Raw genomic sequence first — 16,557 nt, forward strand, 5'->3', positions numbered from 1 at the left:
GCCATGGGATTGGCTTGCGGCTCACTCATGGCTGGAGTCCGATTCTTCCGTCAGCGGGTCGTTCGTGGCTTGCGGGTCGGCAGCGGCGCCAAAGCGCCGCCGCAGATAGCCGCCCGCGCCCGGGCCGGGGGCCACGCGCAGGTCGTCCAGCGTCAGCGGGCTGCCGTCCGGGCGGGCCAGCGCCGGCGTGGCGATCTCCGCGCCGGTGTGCTTGTCCTGCAGCAAGGTGAGCGGGCCGCGCTCGTCGGTCATCCAGCGGTCGGCCCAGGCCTTCAGCGCCACGAAGGCGGGGAAGAAGTCGCGGCCTTTTTCTGTGAGGTGGTAGACGTGCCGCGCGCTGTCGGGTGCTGGCACGCGCTCCAGCATGCCGTGTTCCACCAGGGTCTTCAGGCGCGCGCTGAGGATGTTGGGCGCGATGCCCAGGTGGCGCTGGAATTCGTCAAAGCGGGTGCTGCCGTAGAACGCCTCGCGCAACAAAAGAATGGCCCAGCGCTCGCCCAGTACCGCCATCGAGCGGGCAATCGGGCAAGGCATGCTGGCAAAGTCGGTATGTCCCATGGTCTCCTTTCGCGCGGCTTGCCGGGTTGGCTCGGATTTTTTACTTGCATTTTGCAAGCCAGCGGTTCCGGCGCATCCTAACTTGCTAACTTGCAATTTGAAAGTTCGCTGGCGTGCTGCAAGTGGCGCGCGGGGAGACCCGCGCCAAAGCGGATCAGGGTGCGCACAAAGCGGCATCGCCCGGGCCGCTGAAGACATCCAGCGCCGGAATCCGCTCGCGCAGGAAGTCGATCAAGGCGCGCGTGGCCATCGACGGATGCAGGTTGGGTGTGGTGATGATGTAGAGCCGGCTGCCCAATCCTTCCGGTTTCCATCCGGTCAGCACCGGCACCAGGCGGCCTTCGCGCACATCGTCCCAGCCGGCGTAGACGGGCAGCAGGCCCACGCCGTGGCCGTCGCGTACCGCGCGCATCAGGAAGGGGAAATGCTCGGATTGCAGGTGCGGGCTCAGTTCCACTTCCTCGCGCTGCTCGCCGCGGTTGAGCGTGAGCACGAAGCGCCGCGCGGGGTAGGGCGGGCACAGGAACTGGCAGCGCGCCAGGTCGGCCGGGGTTAGCAGCGGGCCGTGGCGCGCCAGGTAGCCGGGCGAGGCGCAGAGCTGCCAGTCGATGGCGCAGATGTCGCGCGCCACGTGGTCCAGCGGTGGCTGCGAGGTGACCTTGAGCGCCACGTCGATCTCCGCGGCGATCAGGTCCACCACGCGGTTGGCAAAGAACACCCGCAGCGAGATGCCGGGATGCCGCCCGGTGAATTCCAGCAGCAGCGGCGCGAGGAAGGTGTCGCCCAGCCCAGTCGGCACGCTCACCCGCACATGGCCGCGCAGGGTGGTGCCCAGGCTGTCGATCTCCGCCTGGGCCGCCGCCACTTCCTGCAGGATGCGCAGGCCGTGCTGGTAGAGCGCGCCCCCGGCTCGGTCAGCTCCAGCCGGCGCGTGGTCCGGCGCAGCAACTGCGCGCCGGCCTGGTGCTCCAGCTCGCGCAGCTGGCGGCTGACCTGCGAGCGCGTGACGCCGCGCCGCCGGCCCGCCTCGGACAAGTTGCCGGCCTCGACGATGTCGACGAAGGCCTGGATCAGGTTGAGGTCCATCCGGGATTCCATGGAGAATTGTCGCGTCTGACGCAACATTGTGAGTTTCCACGAGGGAATTGTCGATGCCGGGAACCGGGGCTACAGTGACCATGCCCTGGCGGATTGCCACGGCGGGGCCAGGCAGGCGCCACGCCGCCCTACAACAAGCAGGAGACACCATGTTCAAGAACGATCTTTTCGCCGGCCAGCGCGTGCTGATCACCGGTGGCGGCACCGGGCTGGGCCTGATCATGGCCGAGCGCCTGGCCGGGCTGGGGGCAGAGTTGCACCTGTGCGGGCGCCGGCTGGCGGTGCTGGACGAGGCCGCCGAGATGCTGCGCCACCAGCACGGCACCAAGGTCGTGACCCACGCGGTGGACATCCGCGACGCGGCTGCCGTCGACGCCATGATCGAGACCATCTGGACCCGGCACGGCCCGCTCGACTGCCTGGTCAACAACGCCGCAGGCAACTTCATCAGCCGCACCGAGGACCTGTCGCCCAACGCCTTCCACGCCATCTCCGACATCGTCTTTCGCGGCACCTTCTACACCACGCAGGCCGTGGGCAAGCGCTGGATCCGCGACGGCCATCCTGGCTCGGTGCTCTCCATCGTCGTGACCTGGGTCTGGACCGGCTCGCCCTTCGTGGTGCCCTCTGCCATGTCCAAGGCGGGCGTGGATGCGATGACCAAGTCGCTGGCCGTGGAGTGGGGCCGCCACGGCATCCGCTGCAACGCCATCGCGCCGGGCGTGATCCCGACCGAAGGCGCGGGCTCGCGCCTGCGTCCGCAGGATTCGCAGCAAGACGCCATGAGCGGCCAGAACCCCACGGGCCGCATCGGCCAGCCGCAGGATATCGGCAACCTGGCCGCCTTCCTGCTGGCCCGCGACAACTCCTGGATCAACGGACAGACCATTGCGCTGGATGGTGGCGATTACCTCGCCAACGGCGCTTATTTCAAGCAGTACCTGGATTGGGGCGACGCCGAGTGGCAAGCCGCGCGTGAGCGCATCGCGGCCAGGAACGCCGCCGATCGTGCCGGCCGCACCGTCAACGCACCGACCCCGACCACCCCTACCACCAAGCCTAGCCAGGCTGGAGACAACTGATGGCCGCTGACCTCTGGTTTGAAGACACCCACCGTACCGGCGCCGAACTGAGCGAGCGCGGCGCGCGCCTGGCCGGCGGCCTGCGCGCGCTCGGCCTGGCCGAAGGCGACGTGGTCGCGGTGCTGCTGCGCAATGACCCGGTCTTTGCCGATATCGTGCACGCCTGCCGCACGGCCGGCACTTACTATTGCCCGATCAACTGGCACTTCACCGCCGAGGAAATCCGCTTCCTGTTGACCGACAGCGGCGCCTGCGCCTTGATCGTCAGCGCCGACCTGCTGGACGGCGTGCGCGCCGTGGTGCCCGCAAGCGTGCAGGTGCTGGCCGTGGCCGCGCCGGGCCAGGGCAGCCCCGCGGGCGCCACCGACTACGAAAGCTGGCTCGCCGCGCAGCAACCGTATGACGGCCCGCGCGTGGCGCCGCGCGGCCACATGGCCTACACCTCCGGCACGACCGGCCGCCCCAAGGGCGTGCTGCGCGCCGCGCCGCCGCTGGCCATGCTGGACGAGCAGCTCGCGCGCATGCGCTCGGTGGTGGCGCAGACCATGGGCATCGTACAGGGCACGCGCGCGCTGATGGCCGCGCCGCTGTATCACAGCGCACCGGGCGTGTTCATCCAGAACGCGCTGCAGCTCGGCGAGCGCCTGGTGCTGTGCGCACGCTTCGATCCGGAGCACGTGCTGGCGCTGGTGGAGAAGCACCGCATCGACGTCCTCTACCTGGTGCCGATCATGTACGTGCGCATGCTCAAGGTGCCGCCCGAAGTGCGCGCCCGTTACGACTTGTCTTCGCTGCGCTTTGTCGCATCGACTGGCGCGCCGTGCGCGCCCGAGGTCAAGCGCGCCATGCTGGACTGGTTGGGCCCGGTGGTCCACGAAACCTACGCTTCGAGCGAGGCCGGCATGATTACCGTGGCCACCCCGCCGACGCCGTGGCCAAGCCTGGCACGGCGGGCCGCCCAGTGGACCAGGGCGAAGTGCGCATCCTGGATGAGCAGGGCGTTGCCTGCGCGCCCGGCGAGATCGGCCTGGTCTATGTGCGCCAGCCCGCCTACCCGGACTTCACCTATCGCAACAACGAGGCCGCCCGCCGCGCCATCGACCGCGACGGCCTGGTGAGCCTGGGCGACATGGGCTACCTGGATGCGGACGGCTACCTCTTTATCTGTGACCGCGCCTCCGACATGGTGATCTCCGGCGGCGTGAACATCTACCCGGCCGAGATCGAGCACGAGCTGGTGCGCTATCCCGGCTTGGCCGACTGCGTGGTGTTTGGCGTGCCCGACGACGAATACGGCGAGCGCCTGCTGGCCATGGTGCAACCCGTGGCGGGGGCCACGCTGGAGGAGGGGGCCATCATCGAGTGGCTGCGCCAGCGCCTGTCCGGCTTCAAGGTGCCGCGCACCATCGTGGTGGAGGCGCTGCTGCCGCGCGACGATACCGGCAAGCTGGCCAAGCGCCGCCTGCGCGACAAGTACTGGGAAGGGCGCACGCGACGGGTTTGAGCCGGGCACCAGACATCAGAAAAACCAAGGAGACTACGCAATGCATAGCTGGAAAACCGGATGGCGCGCCTGGGCCGGCGCGGCCCTCTTCGCCTGTTCGCAACTAGCGGATGCCGCCTATCCCGACCGTCCCATCAAGTTGGTGGTGCCCTACACGCCGGGCGGCTCCACCGACCAGTTCGGGCGTGGGCTGGCTGATGGCATGAGCCGTGTGCTCAAGCAGACGGTGGTGGTGGAGAACCGCCCCGGCGCCGCCACCATGATCGGCACGCAAAGCGTGGCGCGCGCGCCCGCCGACGGCTACACCATGGTGTTGGCCACCAACGGCAGCATGGTGCTCAACCCCATGCTCTACAAGAAGATCGCCTACGATCCACCGCGCGACTTCCGGATCTTCACCGTTGGTGCCGAGGCGCCGCTGGTGGTGGTGACCAACAGCCAGGTGCCGGCGACCAGCATCCGCGAGTTCGCGGCCTACGCCAAGGCCAGCGGCGGCAAGCTCAACTACGCCTCGGTCGGCCTGGGCAACGCGCTGCAGCTCGCCACCGAAATGCTCAAGACCGAGCTCGGGATCGCGGTCACCCATGTGCCGTACAACGGCAGCGCACCGGCGCTCTCGGCGCTGCTCGCCAACGACGTGCAACTGATGGTGGACGTGGTCAGCACCTCGCTGCCGCACATCAAGGGCGGCAAGCTGCGCGCGCTGGCGGTCACCGGCCGCACCCGGCTGGAAGTGTTGCCCAATGTACCGACCGTGGCCGAAGGCGGCTATCCCAACTTCCAGGCCGCAACCTGGTTCGGGCTCGCCGTGCCGGCGCAGACGCCGCCGGACGTGGTGGAAAAGCTGCAGGCCGCAGCCGCGCAGGTCCTCAAGGATCCGCACTTCCGGGCGACCTTCAGCGCATTGGGTCTGGTGATCCAGCCGCCGCGCAGCCAGGCCGAGATCGACCGCTACGTGGAGGCGGATCGCGAGCATTGGGGCAAGGTCATCCGCGCCAACAGCATCAGCCTGGACTGAGTGGAGGGCGTCTGGCGCGCGCTTTGTGCGCGGCATGCCTGGAGGCGATCGGCGTATAGTTCCATCACGCCGTGATGATTCCGGCCCTCGGGCTGGTCACGGCATTTCTTCGCCCACGCCTGCCGCTCCATGAACGACGTCACGCCAAATCACAGCCAAGGTCCCGAGCCGTCCGATCCTGGCAACGCTTCCGACCGCGTTTCCGAGCGCGCCTCCGACCGCGACCGGCTGCGCGCGCTGCGCCGCCGCGCCCGCATGGCCGCGGGCCGCAAGTCGCGCCAGATGTGGCGTATCTCCCGCACCACCCTGCGCTACGCCGTCTTCATGTGCGGCGCCGGCGGCGTGGCGCTGTTCTCCCTGATCTTCGCGTGGATTGCCGAGGTGGCCCTGCGCTGGAACGCGCAGCTGGCGGCCGCCACGCCCTGGCTGGCCTTCGTGCTGCTGCCCCTCGGGCTGGCCGCGCTGCGCTGGCTCACGATCCGCCTGGCGCCGCAGGCGCGTGGCAGCGGCATCCCGCAGGTGATCGCCGCGTTCGGCCTGCCTCCGGCGGGGCCGGCGCAGACCCTGCTGGTGTCGTTCCGCCAGTCCATGTGGAAAGTGCTGCTGACCACTGGCGGTCTGCTGGCGGGCGCCTCCATCGGCCGCGAGGGGCCGTCGGTGCAGGTGGGCGCCGCGGCGATGCTCGCCTGGGGGCGCTGGTGCCAGGAGAAGCTGCGCTTTCGCATCGGCTTTCATCCCAACGCGCTGATCGCCGCCGGCGCCGCCGGGGCTGGCCGCCGCCTTCAATACGCCGCTGGCGGGCGTGGTGTTCGCCATCGAGGAGCTCGGCCGCGGTACTGCCGTGCGCTGGGACCGGCTGGTGCTGTCGGGGGTGCTGACCGCCGGCTTTCTCTCGCTGGCGATTCTTGGCAACAATCCCTATTTCAGCGTCAAGACGCCGATCCTCGCACTGCACGATGCCTGGGGGCCGGTACTGCTGTGCGCCCTGGTCAACGGCGTGCTGGGCGGCCTGTTTGCCAAGCTGCTGATCGGCGGCGTGCCCGCGTTGATGCCGGCGCGGCTGCGCGCCTGGCCGTTGCAGCATCCCGTGCTGGTGGCCTTCCTGTGCGGCCTGGTGGCCGCGGTGATCGGCTGGTCCACCGGGGGCGCCACCTTTGGCACCGGCTACGAGCAGGCCGCCGGCCTGATCAATGGCGAGCCGCACGCCACGCTGTGGTTCGGCGTGGCCAAGCTGGCGGCGACCGTGGTCTCGTATTTCGCGGGCATTCCCGGTGGCATCTTCACCCCTCGCTGGCTATCGGTGCCGGCATCGGCGCCAATGTGGCGGACTGGGTCGGCCACCTCTTCGGCGGCATGACCGAGCCGCGCGTGCTGGCGCTGGTGTCGATGGCCGCCTTCCTGGCTGCCGCCACCCAGGCGCCCATCACCGCCAGCGTGATCGTGATGGAGATGACGCGCTCGCAGGACCTCACCCTGTTCCTGCTGGCGGCGTCGCTGCTGGCCTCGTTCCTGGCGCGCCAGTTCTGCCCGCACCCGTTCTATCACCACGTGGGCCATGCCTTCCGGCGCGAAGCCCTGGCAGCCACGCGCAAAGTGGCCCCCGCCACATAAAGAGCCGTGGCCATGGTGCCGGCTGCCGCTTTGTCTTACCATGGGCGGCGCCCGGGCCATGCACCCGGCGCTGTGTACCGGCGGCACAGGAGGATCCGCGCCGGCACCACGAACCGGGGAGCACAGATGGCCACAAGACGACCGTCGGGCAGTGACGCCGCATCACGCCCGCAGCCGCAGAAGTCCCATAGCAAGGAAAGCACCGCTTTGCGCGACCTCGGGCCGGACACCGTCTGGCATACGCGCGGCCTGCATGGCCATACCCGCCCGCGCGCGCCGTTACCGTCGTCGGCGCGCTCGCCGCGGCGGCAGTTGCCGCCCAGCCGGGTGCCGCGCCTGATGCTGTGGGGCTTGCTGCTGGTGTTGCTGGCGGTCATGGCCAACGCAGTGATGAATATGACGCATTAACCCCCGGCAATGTGCCTGCCATGCCATCTTGTGGCGGGTGGCAGGAACCACGCGCGCAGGGGGCGCTCCAACCCGGAGCTTTTCTCAGGAGTCTGGATGAAATACCCCTCGCCGGGCTGGCCGTTGCCAGCTTGCTGCTGATTTCGCCTTGGGCCGGCGCTGCCCCCAAGGATGGCGCCGCCGACAAACTGGCGCCGATGCTGGATAGCCTGGAGATTGGCAGCCCGCTGCCCACGCTGCCCGATTGCGCCGACAAGCGCACCCCCGACGGCCGCGACGTGACCGCCCTGTGTGTTGAAGTGCGTGGCGACGGCGTGATGCGCCAGGTTGGCGTGCCGCGCGACAAGCGGCCCGCCTTCATGGACGGTCCCCACGTGGTGGCCTTTGTCGACCGCAACGCCCTGGTCGGCGTGATCGTGCCCACCGACGGCGTACGCTCCGAGAAAGACGTGGTGGACAGCCTCACCGCGCGCTACGGCAAGCCGTTCCGCTCCGAGCAGACGAAGATGAAGGACAAGGCCGGCCAGCCCATCACCAGCGTGCATGCCGGTTGGATGAAAAAACCACTGACCGTGGAGCTCTATGCCATTCCGGAGGATCCCGCTACCGGCACCATCGAGCTGCTGCTGCCCCAGGCCCGCGTGCTGATGGCCAACCAGGACAGCGCGATGGCGGAACAGCTCAACCCCAAGGCGGCGTCTGCGCCGCAAGCGGCGCCGAGCGGCAAGGCCGGGGAGAAGAAGGGGAAGGACGGCAGCTGGTAGCGTTTGTGGCTTTGCGGCGCTGCGCGCGCCGCAAAGTCCTCAAAGCCCTCAAAGCCCTCAAAGCCCTTCCATCACCTTGTCCAGCCCGCGCACCAGCCCGGTCAAGGTATGCACCTTGCGGATCGCCAGCAGGGCGCCCGACACATAGGGCTTGGAGCCGTCGCCGGACTCGTGCTTCAGATGCAGGCGCTGCCCGTCGGCGCCGAAGATCACCTCCACGCCCAACTGATATCCCGGCAGGCGCACGGCGTGCACCTGGCTGCTGGACATCGTTGCGCCACGCGTTTCCTGGGGGCCCTTGACCTGGTCGATGGGCACCACCTGCTTGGCTTCGCGGACCTGCCCCAGGCGGTACGCCAGCTCGCGCACGGTGCCGGAGGGTACGTCGATCTTGCCGGCCTTGGCGTAGTCGATGATTTCCCAGTGCTCCAGGTGGCGCGCGGCCATCTCGGCGAACTTCTGCAGCAGCACCACGGTAATGGCAAAGTTGCCGCAGGCCAGCACGCCGCGCCCGGCCTGGCGCGCGGCGGCGTCGATCTCGGCATAGTCCTCGTCGGATAGCCCGGACGTGCCCACCACCACGTGCGCGCCCTTGGCCAGCGCCTGCAGGATGTTGCGCTTGGCAATATCCGGCTTGGTGTATTCCACATAAACGTCGAAGGCGCCTTGCGCCAGCTCGTCGATGCTGGCGACCGCCACGCCGGGCGTGCCCTTGTGCGCGGTCAGCGCCGCCAGGGTCTGGCCGGCCGCGCCGCGCGACAGCCCGGCCACCAGCGTCATGTCATCCGCGTGCGCCACGCCGCGCGCCAGTTCGCCGCCGGCCCAGCCGGTCACGCCGCCCACGGCGACTCGAATGCGATTGCTCATGGTCTTGCTCTCCTGATCTGGATGGTTTTCCGGGGTGCCCGGTTGGCCGGGCTGGCTGCCAAGCTGTGCAGCATAAGCCTTTTGCGTGCGCGCCGCTGGCTCAGCCCGCGGCGCGGCGCCGGTCGATCTTGCGCGCCAGCACGATCGACGTGGTGGTGTGGTTGACGCCATCCAGCGCGCCGATTTCGTCCAGCAGCTTGTCCAGCCGGGCATGGGTGTCGCAGCGGATCACCGCCATGTAGTCCACCGGGCCGCTGACCGAGTTCAGCTCCTCGATTTCGGGAAAGCGCTGCAGCGCCCGCACCACCGCCGGGGCGCTCTTCGGCATCACCGACATGCCGCAGAACGCCAGGATGGCGTTGTCCTCCATCTGCTGGCCCATCCGCACGCCGTAGCCGGCGATCACGCCTTCGCGCTCCATCCGCGCAATGCGGGCCACCACGGTGGTGCGGGCAATGCCGAGCTTGCGCGCGAGGTTGGCGGCATTCTCGCGCGCGTTGGCTTGCAGCAGGGAGAGCAGGTGGCGGTCGGTCTGGTCGAGGTCGGTCATGGGCGGCGGGGGCTGTGGCTGGACGAGGGCTGCGAAAGGGTGTTTCGTCGATTTGGCAGTTATTTTCGTCGAATCGTTCGATTGTGAGGCTCTTTCGTCAATCTTGTCCCTTCATTCTGACTGTGGTCGCAACCATACTTGAGTCACGGAACTTCCATTCGCGATCCACGAGGGACATCATGACCTACAAAATTCCAACCGGCCATCTGGACCAAACTGGACAGAACACCCAAGCCGCGGCACTCACCACCCAGCCCGGCAACCCAGGTACCGTCACTCCGGCCGCCACCGCCACGCGCACGCCGCGGCAAACGCCGATGCGCGTGGTCGTGCTGGGCGCGGGCAAGATCGGCCGCACCATCGCGGTCATGCTGCATGACAGCGGCGACTACCGCGTGACCCTGGTCGACCGCGAGCCCACCCATCTCGAGGGCATGCCTGAAGGCATCGCCGTGCGTGTCGGCGACCCGGACCAGACCCAGGATTGCGCCTGGCTGCTCGGCGGCGCAGATGCCGTGCTCAATGCGCTGCCGTTCCACGCCGCGGTCGGCGTGGCCACGGTAGCGGCCAGCCTGGGCGTGCATTACTTCGACCTGACCGAAGACGTTGCCGCCACCCACGCCATTCGCCGCCTGGCCGATGGCGCGCGCTCCGTGCTGATGCCGCAATGCGGGCTGGCCCCCGGCTTTATCGGCGTGGTCGGCAATGACCTGGCCCAGCGCTTCCTGCGCGGCGGCGGCGAACTGCTCGACCTGAAGATGCGCGTCGGCGCGCTGCCGCGCTACCCGAGCAATGCGCTCAAGTACAACCTGACCTGGAGCACGGAAGGGCTGATCAACGAATACTGCAACCCGTGCGAGGCCATCGTCGGCGGCCGCCGCGTGGAAGTGCCGGCGCTGGAAGGGCTGGAGAGCTTCGCGCTGGACGGCATCGAGTACGAGGCCTTTAATACGTCAGGAGGGCTCGGCACCTTGCCCGAGACGCTGGCGGGCCGGGCGCGCGACGTGGACTACAAGTCGATCCGCTATCCGGGCCACTGCGCGGTGATGAAGCTGCTGCTCAACGACCTGCGCCTGCGCGAGCGCCGCGACTGGATGCGGGAAATCTTCGAGAGCGCGATCCCCGCCACGCAGCAGGACGTGGTGATCGTGTTCGCCAACGCCACCGGCTATGCCGCCGGCGGCGGCAAAGGTGGGCGCGGTCCGCTGACGCAGGCGTCGTTCTCGGTGCGCATCGGCGGCGCGGATACGGCTGCCGGCCACGTCAATGCGATCCAGCTCACCACGGCGGCCGGTATCTGCACCGCACTGGACCTGGTGGCCAACGGCGAACTGCCGCAGGCCGGCTTCGTGCCGCAAGAGGCGATGGCGCTGGACACTTTCCTGGCCAACCGTTTCGGCCGACACTACACCCGTCATCCGCTTCAAGAGGCAACGGTATGAAAGCAAAGGAATTCGCGGCCTGCTGGCAGGCCATCGGGCTGACGCCGCCGTGGCGCGACGGCGAAGGCCCCACCGGCGCCTTGCCGGTACGCTCGCCCATCGACGGCGAGGCATTCGGGCACCTGCCCGCCTGCAGCCTCGCCGAGGCCGACGCGCGCATCGAGCGCGCCCGCGTGGCGCAAGCCAGCTGGGCGCTGGTGCCCGCGCCGGTGCGCGGCGAGGTGGTGCGGCGCTTTGGCGAAGTGCTGCGCGAACACAAGAAGCATCTCGGCGAACTGGTCTCGCTCGAAGCCGGCAAGATCCTGCAGGAAGGGCTGGGCGAGGTACAGGAGATGATCGACATCTGCGACTTCGCGGTCGGCCTGTCGCGCCAGTTGCATGGCCTCACCATCGCGTCCGAGCGGCCCCAGCATGCGATGCGCGAGACCTGGCATCCCTATGGCCTGTGCGGCGTGATCTCGGCCTTCAACTTCCCCGTGGCGGTCTGGGCCTGGAATGCGGCGCTGGCACTGGTGTGCGGCAACGGGGTGATCTGGAAGCCGTCGGAGAAGACCCCGCTGAGCGCGCTGGTCATGCAGAGCCTGCTTGACGGCGTGCTGGAGATCGCCGCGCCCCAGCACGTTGGCATCGCCACCGTGCTCTCGGGCGGGCCGGCGCTGGGCCAGCATCTGGTGGAACACGCCGATGTGCGGCTGGTGAGCGCCACTGGCTCTACCCGCATGGGCCGCGCCGTGGGCATCGCTTGCGCCGAGCGGTTCAAGCGCACCATCCTGGAACTCGGCGGCAACAATGCCGCGATCATCGCGCCCTCGGCCAATCTCGATCTCGCCGTGCGCGCCATGACCTTTGCGGCGGCAGGCACGGCCGGGCAGCGTTGCACGTCGCTGCGCCGCGCCTTCATGCATGTCGATGTGCTGGAGGCCGTGACCACGCGCTTGGTCCAGGTGTTCGGCCGCCTGCCAGTGGGCGATCCGCTGGCCGAGACAACGCTGGTCGGCCCGCTGATCGATGGCGCCGCGGGGGCCGCCATGGCCGCCGCGCTGCTCCGCTGCCGCGAGCACGGCAACACCGTGCACGGCGGCGAGCGCGTGCTGGCCGAAAAGTACCCCAATGCCGAGTACGTGCGGCCCGCGCTGGTGCTGACCGATCGCCAGCACGAGATGATGCTGAGCGAAACCTTCGCGCCGATTCTCTATGTGATGCCGTACACCACGCTGGACGAAGCCATCGCGCTGAACAACGCTTCGGAGCATGGCTTGTCGTCCTGCATCTTCACCGAGTCGCTGCGGGAGGCGGAACGCTTCATGTCGGCAAGCGGCAGCGATTGCGGGATCGCCAATGTGAATATCGGCACCAGCGGGGCGGAGATTGGAGGTGCGTTTGGTGGTGAGAAGGCGACTGGCGGCGGACGTGAGTCGGGCTCGGATGCCTGGAAAGGGTATATGCGGCGCGCTACCAATACCGTGAACTATGGGGATGCGCTGCCGTTGGCGCAGGGGGTTCGGTTTGAGGTTTGAGGCCTTTACGTTCACCCAAACGTTGCGATTCGTAACAAGGGTTACAGCAAGTTGACCCTGTATTACCAAACCGCTCCGTATAACGTTCTTATGGCTAAACAAGCCACAAGGACGATGAGATGAAAACATGGATGATGGGACTCGCGGTGGCTGGCGCCGCCATGCTTGGCGGCTGCGCCGTCTACCCGGCTTATCCCGGCTATGGCTATGGTGGCGGCGAGGTCGCAGTGGCGCCGGCGCCGGTCTACGCCGCGCCGCCGGTAGTGGTAGCCCCCGGTTTTTATGGTGGCTACTATGGCTATCGCGGCGGGTACTACGGTGGCCGCCGCTATCGCTACTGGCACTGAAGCGAGAGCGGTAGCACGGGATAGAACGAGGGAAAACCTGTGGGTCAGGCCTGGCCGTTGAGCCCGGCCCAGCTTGGCGCCAGTGTTTGCGGTACGTCGATCAGGTCGAGCACGCGGCCGACGGTATGGTCGACCAGTTCCGCCACGCTCTGCGGCTTCTGGTAGAAGCCGGGGACCGGGGGAAGATGATGCCGCCCATCTCGGTGACGGCGATCATATTGCGCAGGTGCGCGAGGTTCAACGGCGTTTCGCGCACCATCAGCACCAACTTGCGGCGCTCCTTGAGCGTGACGTCCGCGGCGCGGGTGATGAGGTTGTCGGACAGGCCATGTGCCACCGCGGCCAGCGTGCGCATGGAGCAGGGCGCCACCACCATCGCGTGGGCGGCAAAGGAGCCGCTGGCAATGGTGGCGCCGATATCGCGCACGTTGTGGACCACGTGGGCAAAGGCTTCCACCTCGGCCTTGCTGATGTCGAGTTCGTGCTGCAGGTTCATCACGCCCGCCGCCGAGATCAGCAGATGGGCCTCCACGCCAGGCGCGGCGCCTAGTATCTGTACCAGGCGGACCCCATAGACCGCGCCGGTGGCGCCGGTGATCGCGACAACGATGCGCCGCGGCTTGCCATCACCCGCTGCACCCGCTGCGGTCATGTCGCGCTCAGGCCTTGAGCAGCGATTGCAGTTCGCCGTTCTGGTACATCTCCATCATGATGTCCGAGCCGCCGATGAACTCGCCGTTCACATAGAGTTGCGGAATGGTCGGCCAGTTGGCGTAGGTCTTGATGCCCTGGCGGATGCCGTCGTCTTCCAGCACATTGACCGTGGTCGGTGCGTCGACGCCGCAGGCCTTCAGGATCTGGATGGCACGGCCGGAGAAGCCGCACATCGGGAACTGGGCGGTCCCCTTCATGAACAGGACCACCGGGCTGCCCTTGACGATCTGGTCGATCTTTTGCTGCGCGTCACTCATGATGTCTCTTTTCAGTTGCTCGCGGTGCCGGTAAAGGCCGGCGCCGCTATCGGGAAATCGGAGGGCGCGCGTGATGCGCGCGCCTTGATGCAATCAATCCATTGATTTTACCGGAATCGGCCGCTTGCTTCAGGCGGCCGCCCCGGCCGGCGTTGGCAGGCGAGCCCCGCTGCAGCGTTCATGGCCGGCGAGGTCGCGCGCGGTGAAGATCTCGGCCATGCCGGCGGTGGCCAGCAGGTCGCGGGCGGCCTGGCCCTGGTCATAGCCGTGCTCCATCAGCAGCCAGCCGCCCGCATGCAGGCGCGCGGCGGCCCCGGCCACGATTGTCCCAAGGTCCGACAAGCCATCGCCGTGATCGGTCAGCGCATCGATCGGCTCGAAGCGCAGGTCGCCCTGGCCCAGGTGCGGATCGCCGGCGGCGATATAGGGCGGATTGCTCACGATCAGGTCGAAGCGCAGGCCATCGGGCAGCGCGGCGTACCAGTCGGAGGCAAGAAAGCGCACATTGGCGGCGCCAAGCGCGCGCGCATTGTCTTGCGCCACCTGCAGTGCGCCGGGTGAGATATCGGTGGCCCAGACCTCGGCGTCGGGCCGCTCGCAGGCCAGCGTGACGGCCAGCGCGCCGGAGCCGGTGCCCATGTCGAGCACCCGGGGGCGGGCAGCGGCGCCAGCAGCTTCAAGGCCGCTTCCACGGCGATTTCCGTATCCGGGCGCGGAATCAGCACATCCCGGGTGACGCGGAAGGCGCGTCCGAAGAATTCCCGCTCACCCAGCAAGTAGGCCACCGGCTCGCCGGCCAGGCGGCGCCCGAGCAAGGCGGCAACGCTGTCGCGCTGGGCCGGGGCAAGCGTCTCGTCGTCGCGCGTGATCAGCTGTGTGCGGGTCAGCCCGGTGACATGGCTCAGCAGCAGGCGCGCCTCCAGCGCTGGCAAGCCGGCTGCAGCAGCCAGCGCCAGGGCATCGCGTACCGTGGCCGTCTCAGGCAGTGGGACCGGTGCGGCGGCATTGGGGCTGGGGGAGGCGGCGGTGGGCGCGGTGCTGGGCATGGAGAAGGCAAAAAACAAAACCCCGTCGGGAGGTGCCCTGACGGGGTTTGCAGTGTAACGCGCTTGGCTGGCCGGCGGTGCCTGGTCGCGGTGCGCCAGCCCCTTCCCGCCGTGGCGTGCAGATTACTTGTTGACGGCGTCCTTGGCCTTGTCGGCGCTGGCGTTGACGGCGTCCTTGGCGGCTTCCTTAGCCTTTTCCATGGCATTGCCGGCGTCTACTTTGGCCTTTTCGGCGGCAACGGAGACATCGGCGGCAGCGCTGCTGGCAGCGGCCTTGGCAGCATCAGCGGCATTGCTGGCGGCGGATGCGGCGTCGCTGGCGGCGGCCTTGGCGGATTCGGCGGCGCTCTGCATGGCGCTGTCAGCGCTCGGCGTGGCGGGGGCTTCTTCCTTCTTGCTGCAGGCAGCCATGGCGGCGGTGATCATCAACAGCGCGAGCAATTTCTTCATGATTTCGTCCTTTTGTCCGTTTTCGAGTGGCGACACGCCGACCTCTGTCTGGCGGCTCAGTCGAAATCGATTATAGACAGCGAAAAATGGCGCGCCAGTGCTGTTGCAAGCATTTACAACAGATACAAAGGTTTTCGTTCAGAAATCGCGATTTATGCAGCGCGATCCAAAAGTTTGCCTTAATGACCGCTATATCGTCGCAATAATCTGTTATTGCCGAGCGATTAATGCCCTTCGCCCAGCGCCGCCAGTTGATCCGCCTGGTGTTCTGCGGACAATGCGGACAGGAGCTCGTCGAGATCGCCATCCATGATCATGTCGATCTTGTAGAGCGTCAGGTTGATACGGTGATCCGTCACCCGCCCCTGCGGGAAATTGTAGGTGCGGATACGGTCACTTCTGTCGCCGGTGCCGATCAGGTTGCGCCGGGTGCTGGCCTCTTTCGCCTGCGCCGCGCGCAGCTTCGCGTCCATCAGCCGGGCCGCCAGGACCTTCATGGCCTTGTCTTTGTTGCGGTGCTGGCTGCGGTCGTCCTGGCACTCCACCACTATGCCGGTGGGCAGGTGGGTAAGGCGCACGGCCGAATCGGTCTTGTTCACGTGCTGGCCCCCGGCGCCGGATGCGCGGAAGGTATCCACGCGCAGGTCGGCCGGATTGATTTCTACCTCGGTCACCTCGTCGGCCTCGGGCATGACCGCCACCGTGCAGGCCGATGTGTGGATGCGCCCCTGCGCCTCGGTGGCCGGCACGCGCTGCACGCGGTGGCCGCCGGATTCGAACTTCAGCCGGGAAAAGGCCGCATCGCCGGCAATCCGGATGATCACTTCCTTATAGCCGCCCAGGTCGGACGCGGATTCGCTCATCACCTCCACCTGCCAGCGCTGGCGCTCGGCGTAGCGCGTGTACATGCGCAGCAGGTTGGCGGCAAACAGCGCGCTTTCCTCGCCGCCGGCACCCGCGCGGATTTCCAGCAGCAGGTTGCGCTCGTCGTTGGGATCCTTGGGCAGCAGCAGTTTCTGCAGGCTGCCTTCCAGCGTTTCCAGCCGCTCGCGGGCCGCGGTGATCTCATCGGCCGCGAACTCCTTCATCTCGGGATCGTCCAGCAACGCCTGCGCGGTGGCCAGGTCTTCCTGCGCCTGGCAGTACTGCGCGTACTGCTCGGCCACCGGCGTCAGTTCGGCGTGCTCACGCGTGAGCTTGCGGTACTGGTCGATCTTGGCGGTGGCATCTTCGCGCGCAAGCAGGGCGTTGACTTCGTCGAGTCGCTCGGACAATTGGTCGAGCTTGGCAAGCATGCTGGCTTTCATGGAGATCCGAAGGGGCG

At 67.8% G+C, this 16,557-nt stretch carries 13 protein-coding genes and 5 pseudogenes; 9 read left to right on the top strand and 9 right to left on the bottom strand.

Annotated features, from left to right (window positions below):
* Positions 1-21 precede the first annotated feature (21 nt).
* Positions 22-558, bottom strand: coding sequence for a winged helix-turn-helix transcriptional regulator (locus OMK73_RS29275; RefSeq protein WP_267605111.1), 537 nt, complete (start codon positions 556-558; stop codon positions 22-24).
* Between the two features lie 154 nt (positions 559-712).
* Positions 713-1,644, bottom strand: a pseudogene (locus tag OMK73_RS29280) (LysR substrate-binding domain-containing protein).
* A gap of 161 nt (positions 1,645-1,805) precedes the next feature.
* On the opposite strand from OMK73_RS29280, the gene OMK73_RS29285 reads away from it, so the two are divergent.
* The 6 genes and pseudogenes from OMK73_RS29285 to OMK73_RS29310 all read left to right on the top strand — a co-directional run bounded on the left by OMK73_RS29285 (position 1,806) and on the right by OMK73_RS29310 (position 8,043).
* The gene (locus OMK73_RS29285) at positions 1,806-2,738 is read left to right on the top strand and encodes an SDR family oxidoreductase (RefSeq protein WP_267605112.1); all 933 of its coding nucleotides are present in this window, start codon (positions 1,806-1,808) and stop codon (positions 2,736-2,738) included.
* A pseudogene (locus OMK73_RS29290) lies at positions 2,738-4,242 on the top strand (acyl-CoA synthetase). Before OMK73_RS29285 ends, OMK73_RS29290 begins: the two are co-directional and overlap by 1 nt.
* A gap of 40 nt (positions 4,243-4,282) precedes the next feature.
* Entirely contained in the window at positions 4,283-5,260 is a 978-nt protein-coding gene (locus tag OMK73_RS29295) for a Bug family tripartite tricarboxylate transporter substrate binding protein (protein WP_267605114.1), read from the top strand.
* 255 nt (positions 5,261-5,515) lie between these two features.
* Positions 5,516-6,871: pseudogene (locus OMK73_RS29300) on the top strand (chloride channel protein).
* Positions 6,872-6,997: 126 nt separating this feature from the next.
* Positions 6,998-7,279 (top strand): hypothetical protein, encoded by a 282-nt coding sequence (locus OMK73_RS29305; RefSeq protein WP_267605115.1) that lies wholly within the window; start codon positions 6,998-7,000, stop codon positions 7,277-7,279.
* A gap of 131 nt (positions 7,280-7,410) precedes the next feature.
* The gene (locus OMK73_RS29310; protein WP_267605117.1) at positions 7,411-8,043 is read left to right on the top strand and encodes a hypothetical protein; all 633 of its coding nucleotides are present in this window, start codon (positions 7,411-7,413) and stop codon (positions 8,041-8,043) included.
* Positions 8,044-8,100: 57 nt separating this feature from the next.
* Here OMK73_RS29310 and dapB read toward each other — a convergent pair whose 3' ends face one another.
* Both dapB and OMK73_RS29320 read right to left on the bottom strand, forming a co-directional pair.
* On the bottom strand, positions 8,101-8,910 hold the full coding sequence (dapB, locus tag OMK73_RS29315; protein ID WP_267605119.1) for a 4-hydroxy-tetrahydrodipicolinate reductase: 810 nt from the start codon (positions 8,908-8,910) through the stop codon (positions 8,101-8,103).
* A gap of 100 nt (positions 8,911-9,010) precedes the next feature.
* Positions 9,011-9,460, bottom strand: a complete 450-nt coding sequence (locus OMK73_RS29320; RefSeq protein WP_267605120.1) for an Lrp/AsnC family transcriptional regulator — start codon at positions 9,458-9,460, stop codon at positions 9,011-9,013.
* A 317-nt stretch (positions 9,461-9,777) separates the two neighbouring features.
* Between OMK73_RS29320 and OMK73_RS29325 the strand changes: the two genes are divergently transcribed.
* The 3 genes from OMK73_RS29325 to OMK73_RS29335 all read left to right on the top strand — a co-directional run bounded on the left by OMK73_RS29325 (position 9,778) and on the right by OMK73_RS29335 (position 12,766).
* Positions 9,778-10,902 (top strand): saccharopine dehydrogenase family protein, encoded by a 1,125-nt coding sequence (locus OMK73_RS29325; protein ID WP_267606559.1) that lies wholly within the window; start codon positions 9,778-9,780, stop codon positions 10,900-10,902.
* Positions 10,899-12,419 (top strand): aldehyde dehydrogenase family protein, encoded by a 1,521-nt coding sequence (locus OMK73_RS29330; protein ID WP_267605122.1) that lies wholly within the window; start codon positions 10,899-10,901, stop codon positions 12,417-12,419. Before OMK73_RS29325 ends, OMK73_RS29330 begins: the two co-directional genes overlap by 4 nt.
* A gap of 119 nt (positions 12,420-12,538) precedes the next feature.
* A complete protein-coding gene (locus OMK73_RS29335; protein WP_267605123.1) occupies positions 12,539-12,766 on the top strand; it encodes a hypothetical protein in 228 nt (75 codons plus the stop codon).
* Between the two features lie 44 nt (positions 12,767-12,810).
* On the opposite strand, the pseudogene OMK73_RS29340 reads toward OMK73_RS29335, so the two are convergent.
* The 5 genes and pseudogenes from OMK73_RS29340 to prfA form a co-directional block, all read right to left on the bottom strand.
* Positions 12,811-13,418 (bottom strand): annotated as a pseudogene (locus tag OMK73_RS29340) (UbiX family flavin prenyltransferase).
* A 7-nt stretch (positions 13,419-13,425) separates the two neighbouring features.
* Positions 13,426-13,737 (bottom strand): Grx4 family monothiol glutaredoxin, encoded by a 312-nt coding sequence (gene grxD / locus OMK73_RS29345; protein WP_006162611.1) that lies wholly within the window; start codon positions 13,735-13,737, stop codon positions 13,426-13,428.
* A gap of 129 nt (positions 13,738-13,866) precedes the next feature.
* Positions 13,867-14,783, bottom strand: a pseudogene (gene prmC, locus OMK73_RS29350) (peptide chain release factor N(5)-glutamine methyltransferase).
* A 123-nt stretch (positions 14,784-14,906) separates the two neighbouring features.
* Complete coding sequence (locus OMK73_RS29355; protein WP_267605124.1) at positions 14,907-15,233, bottom strand: hypothetical protein; 327 nt, start codon at positions 15,231-15,233, stop codon at positions 14,907-14,909.
* A 224-nt stretch (positions 15,234-15,457) separates the two neighbouring features.
* Complete coding sequence (gene prfA / locus OMK73_RS29360) at positions 15,458-16,540, bottom strand: peptide chain release factor 1 (protein ID WP_267605126.1); 1,083 nt, start codon at positions 16,538-16,540, stop codon at positions 15,458-15,460.
* Between the last annotated feature and the right edge of the window lie 17 nt (positions 16,541-16,557).

The sequence above is a fragment of the Cupriavidus sp. D39 genome, from assembly GCF_026627925.1.
Classification (GTDB): Bacteria; Pseudomonadota; Gammaproteobacteria; order Burkholderiales; family Burkholderiaceae; genus Cupriavidus; species Cupriavidus ulmosensis.

Coding starts and splice junctions, on each gene's coding strand:
- OMK73_RS29275 (WP_267605111.1), bottom strand. CDS start 558: ATGGGACATACCGACTTTGCCAGCATGCCTTGCCCGATTGCCCGCTCG.
- OMK73_RS29285 (WP_267605112.1), top strand. CDS start 1,806: ATGTTCAAGAACGATCTTTTCGCCGGCCAGCGCGTGCTGATCACCGGT.
- OMK73_RS29295 (WP_267605114.1), top strand. CDS start 4,283: ATGCATAGCTGGAAAACCGGATGGCGCGCCTGGGCCGGCGCGGCCCTC.
- OMK73_RS29305 (WP_267605115.1), top strand. CDS start 6,998: ATGGCCACAAGACGACCGTCGGGCAGTGACGCCGCATCACGCCCGCAG.
- dapB (WP_267605119.1), bottom strand. CDS start 8,910: ATGAGCAATCGCATTCGAGTCGCCGTGGGCGGCGTGACCGGCTGGGCC.
- OMK73_RS29320 (WP_267605120.1), bottom strand. CDS start 9,460: ATGACCGACCTCGACCAGACCGACCGCCACCTGCTCTCCCTGCTGCAA.
- OMK73_RS29325 (WP_267606559.1), top strand. CDS start 9,778: ATGCGCGTGGTCGTGCTGGGCGCGGGCAAGATCGGCCGCACCATCGCG.
- OMK73_RS29330 (WP_267605122.1), top strand. CDS start 10,899: ATGAAAGCAAAGGAATTCGCGGCCTGCTGGCAGGCCATCGGGCTGACG.
- OMK73_RS29335 (WP_267605123.1), top strand. CDS start 12,539: ATGAAAACATGGATGATGGGACTCGCGGTGGCTGGCGCCGCCATGCTT.
- grxD (WP_006162611.1), bottom strand. CDS start 13,737: ATGAGTGACGCGCAGCAAAAGATCGACCAGATCGTCAAGGGCAGCCCG.
- OMK73_RS29355 (WP_267605124.1), bottom strand. CDS start 15,233: ATGAAGAAATTGCTCGCGCTGTTGATGATCACCGCCGCCATGGCTGCC.
- prfA (WP_267605126.1), bottom strand. CDS start 16,540: ATGAAAGCCAGCATGCTTGCCAAGCTCGACCAATTGTCCGAGCGACTC.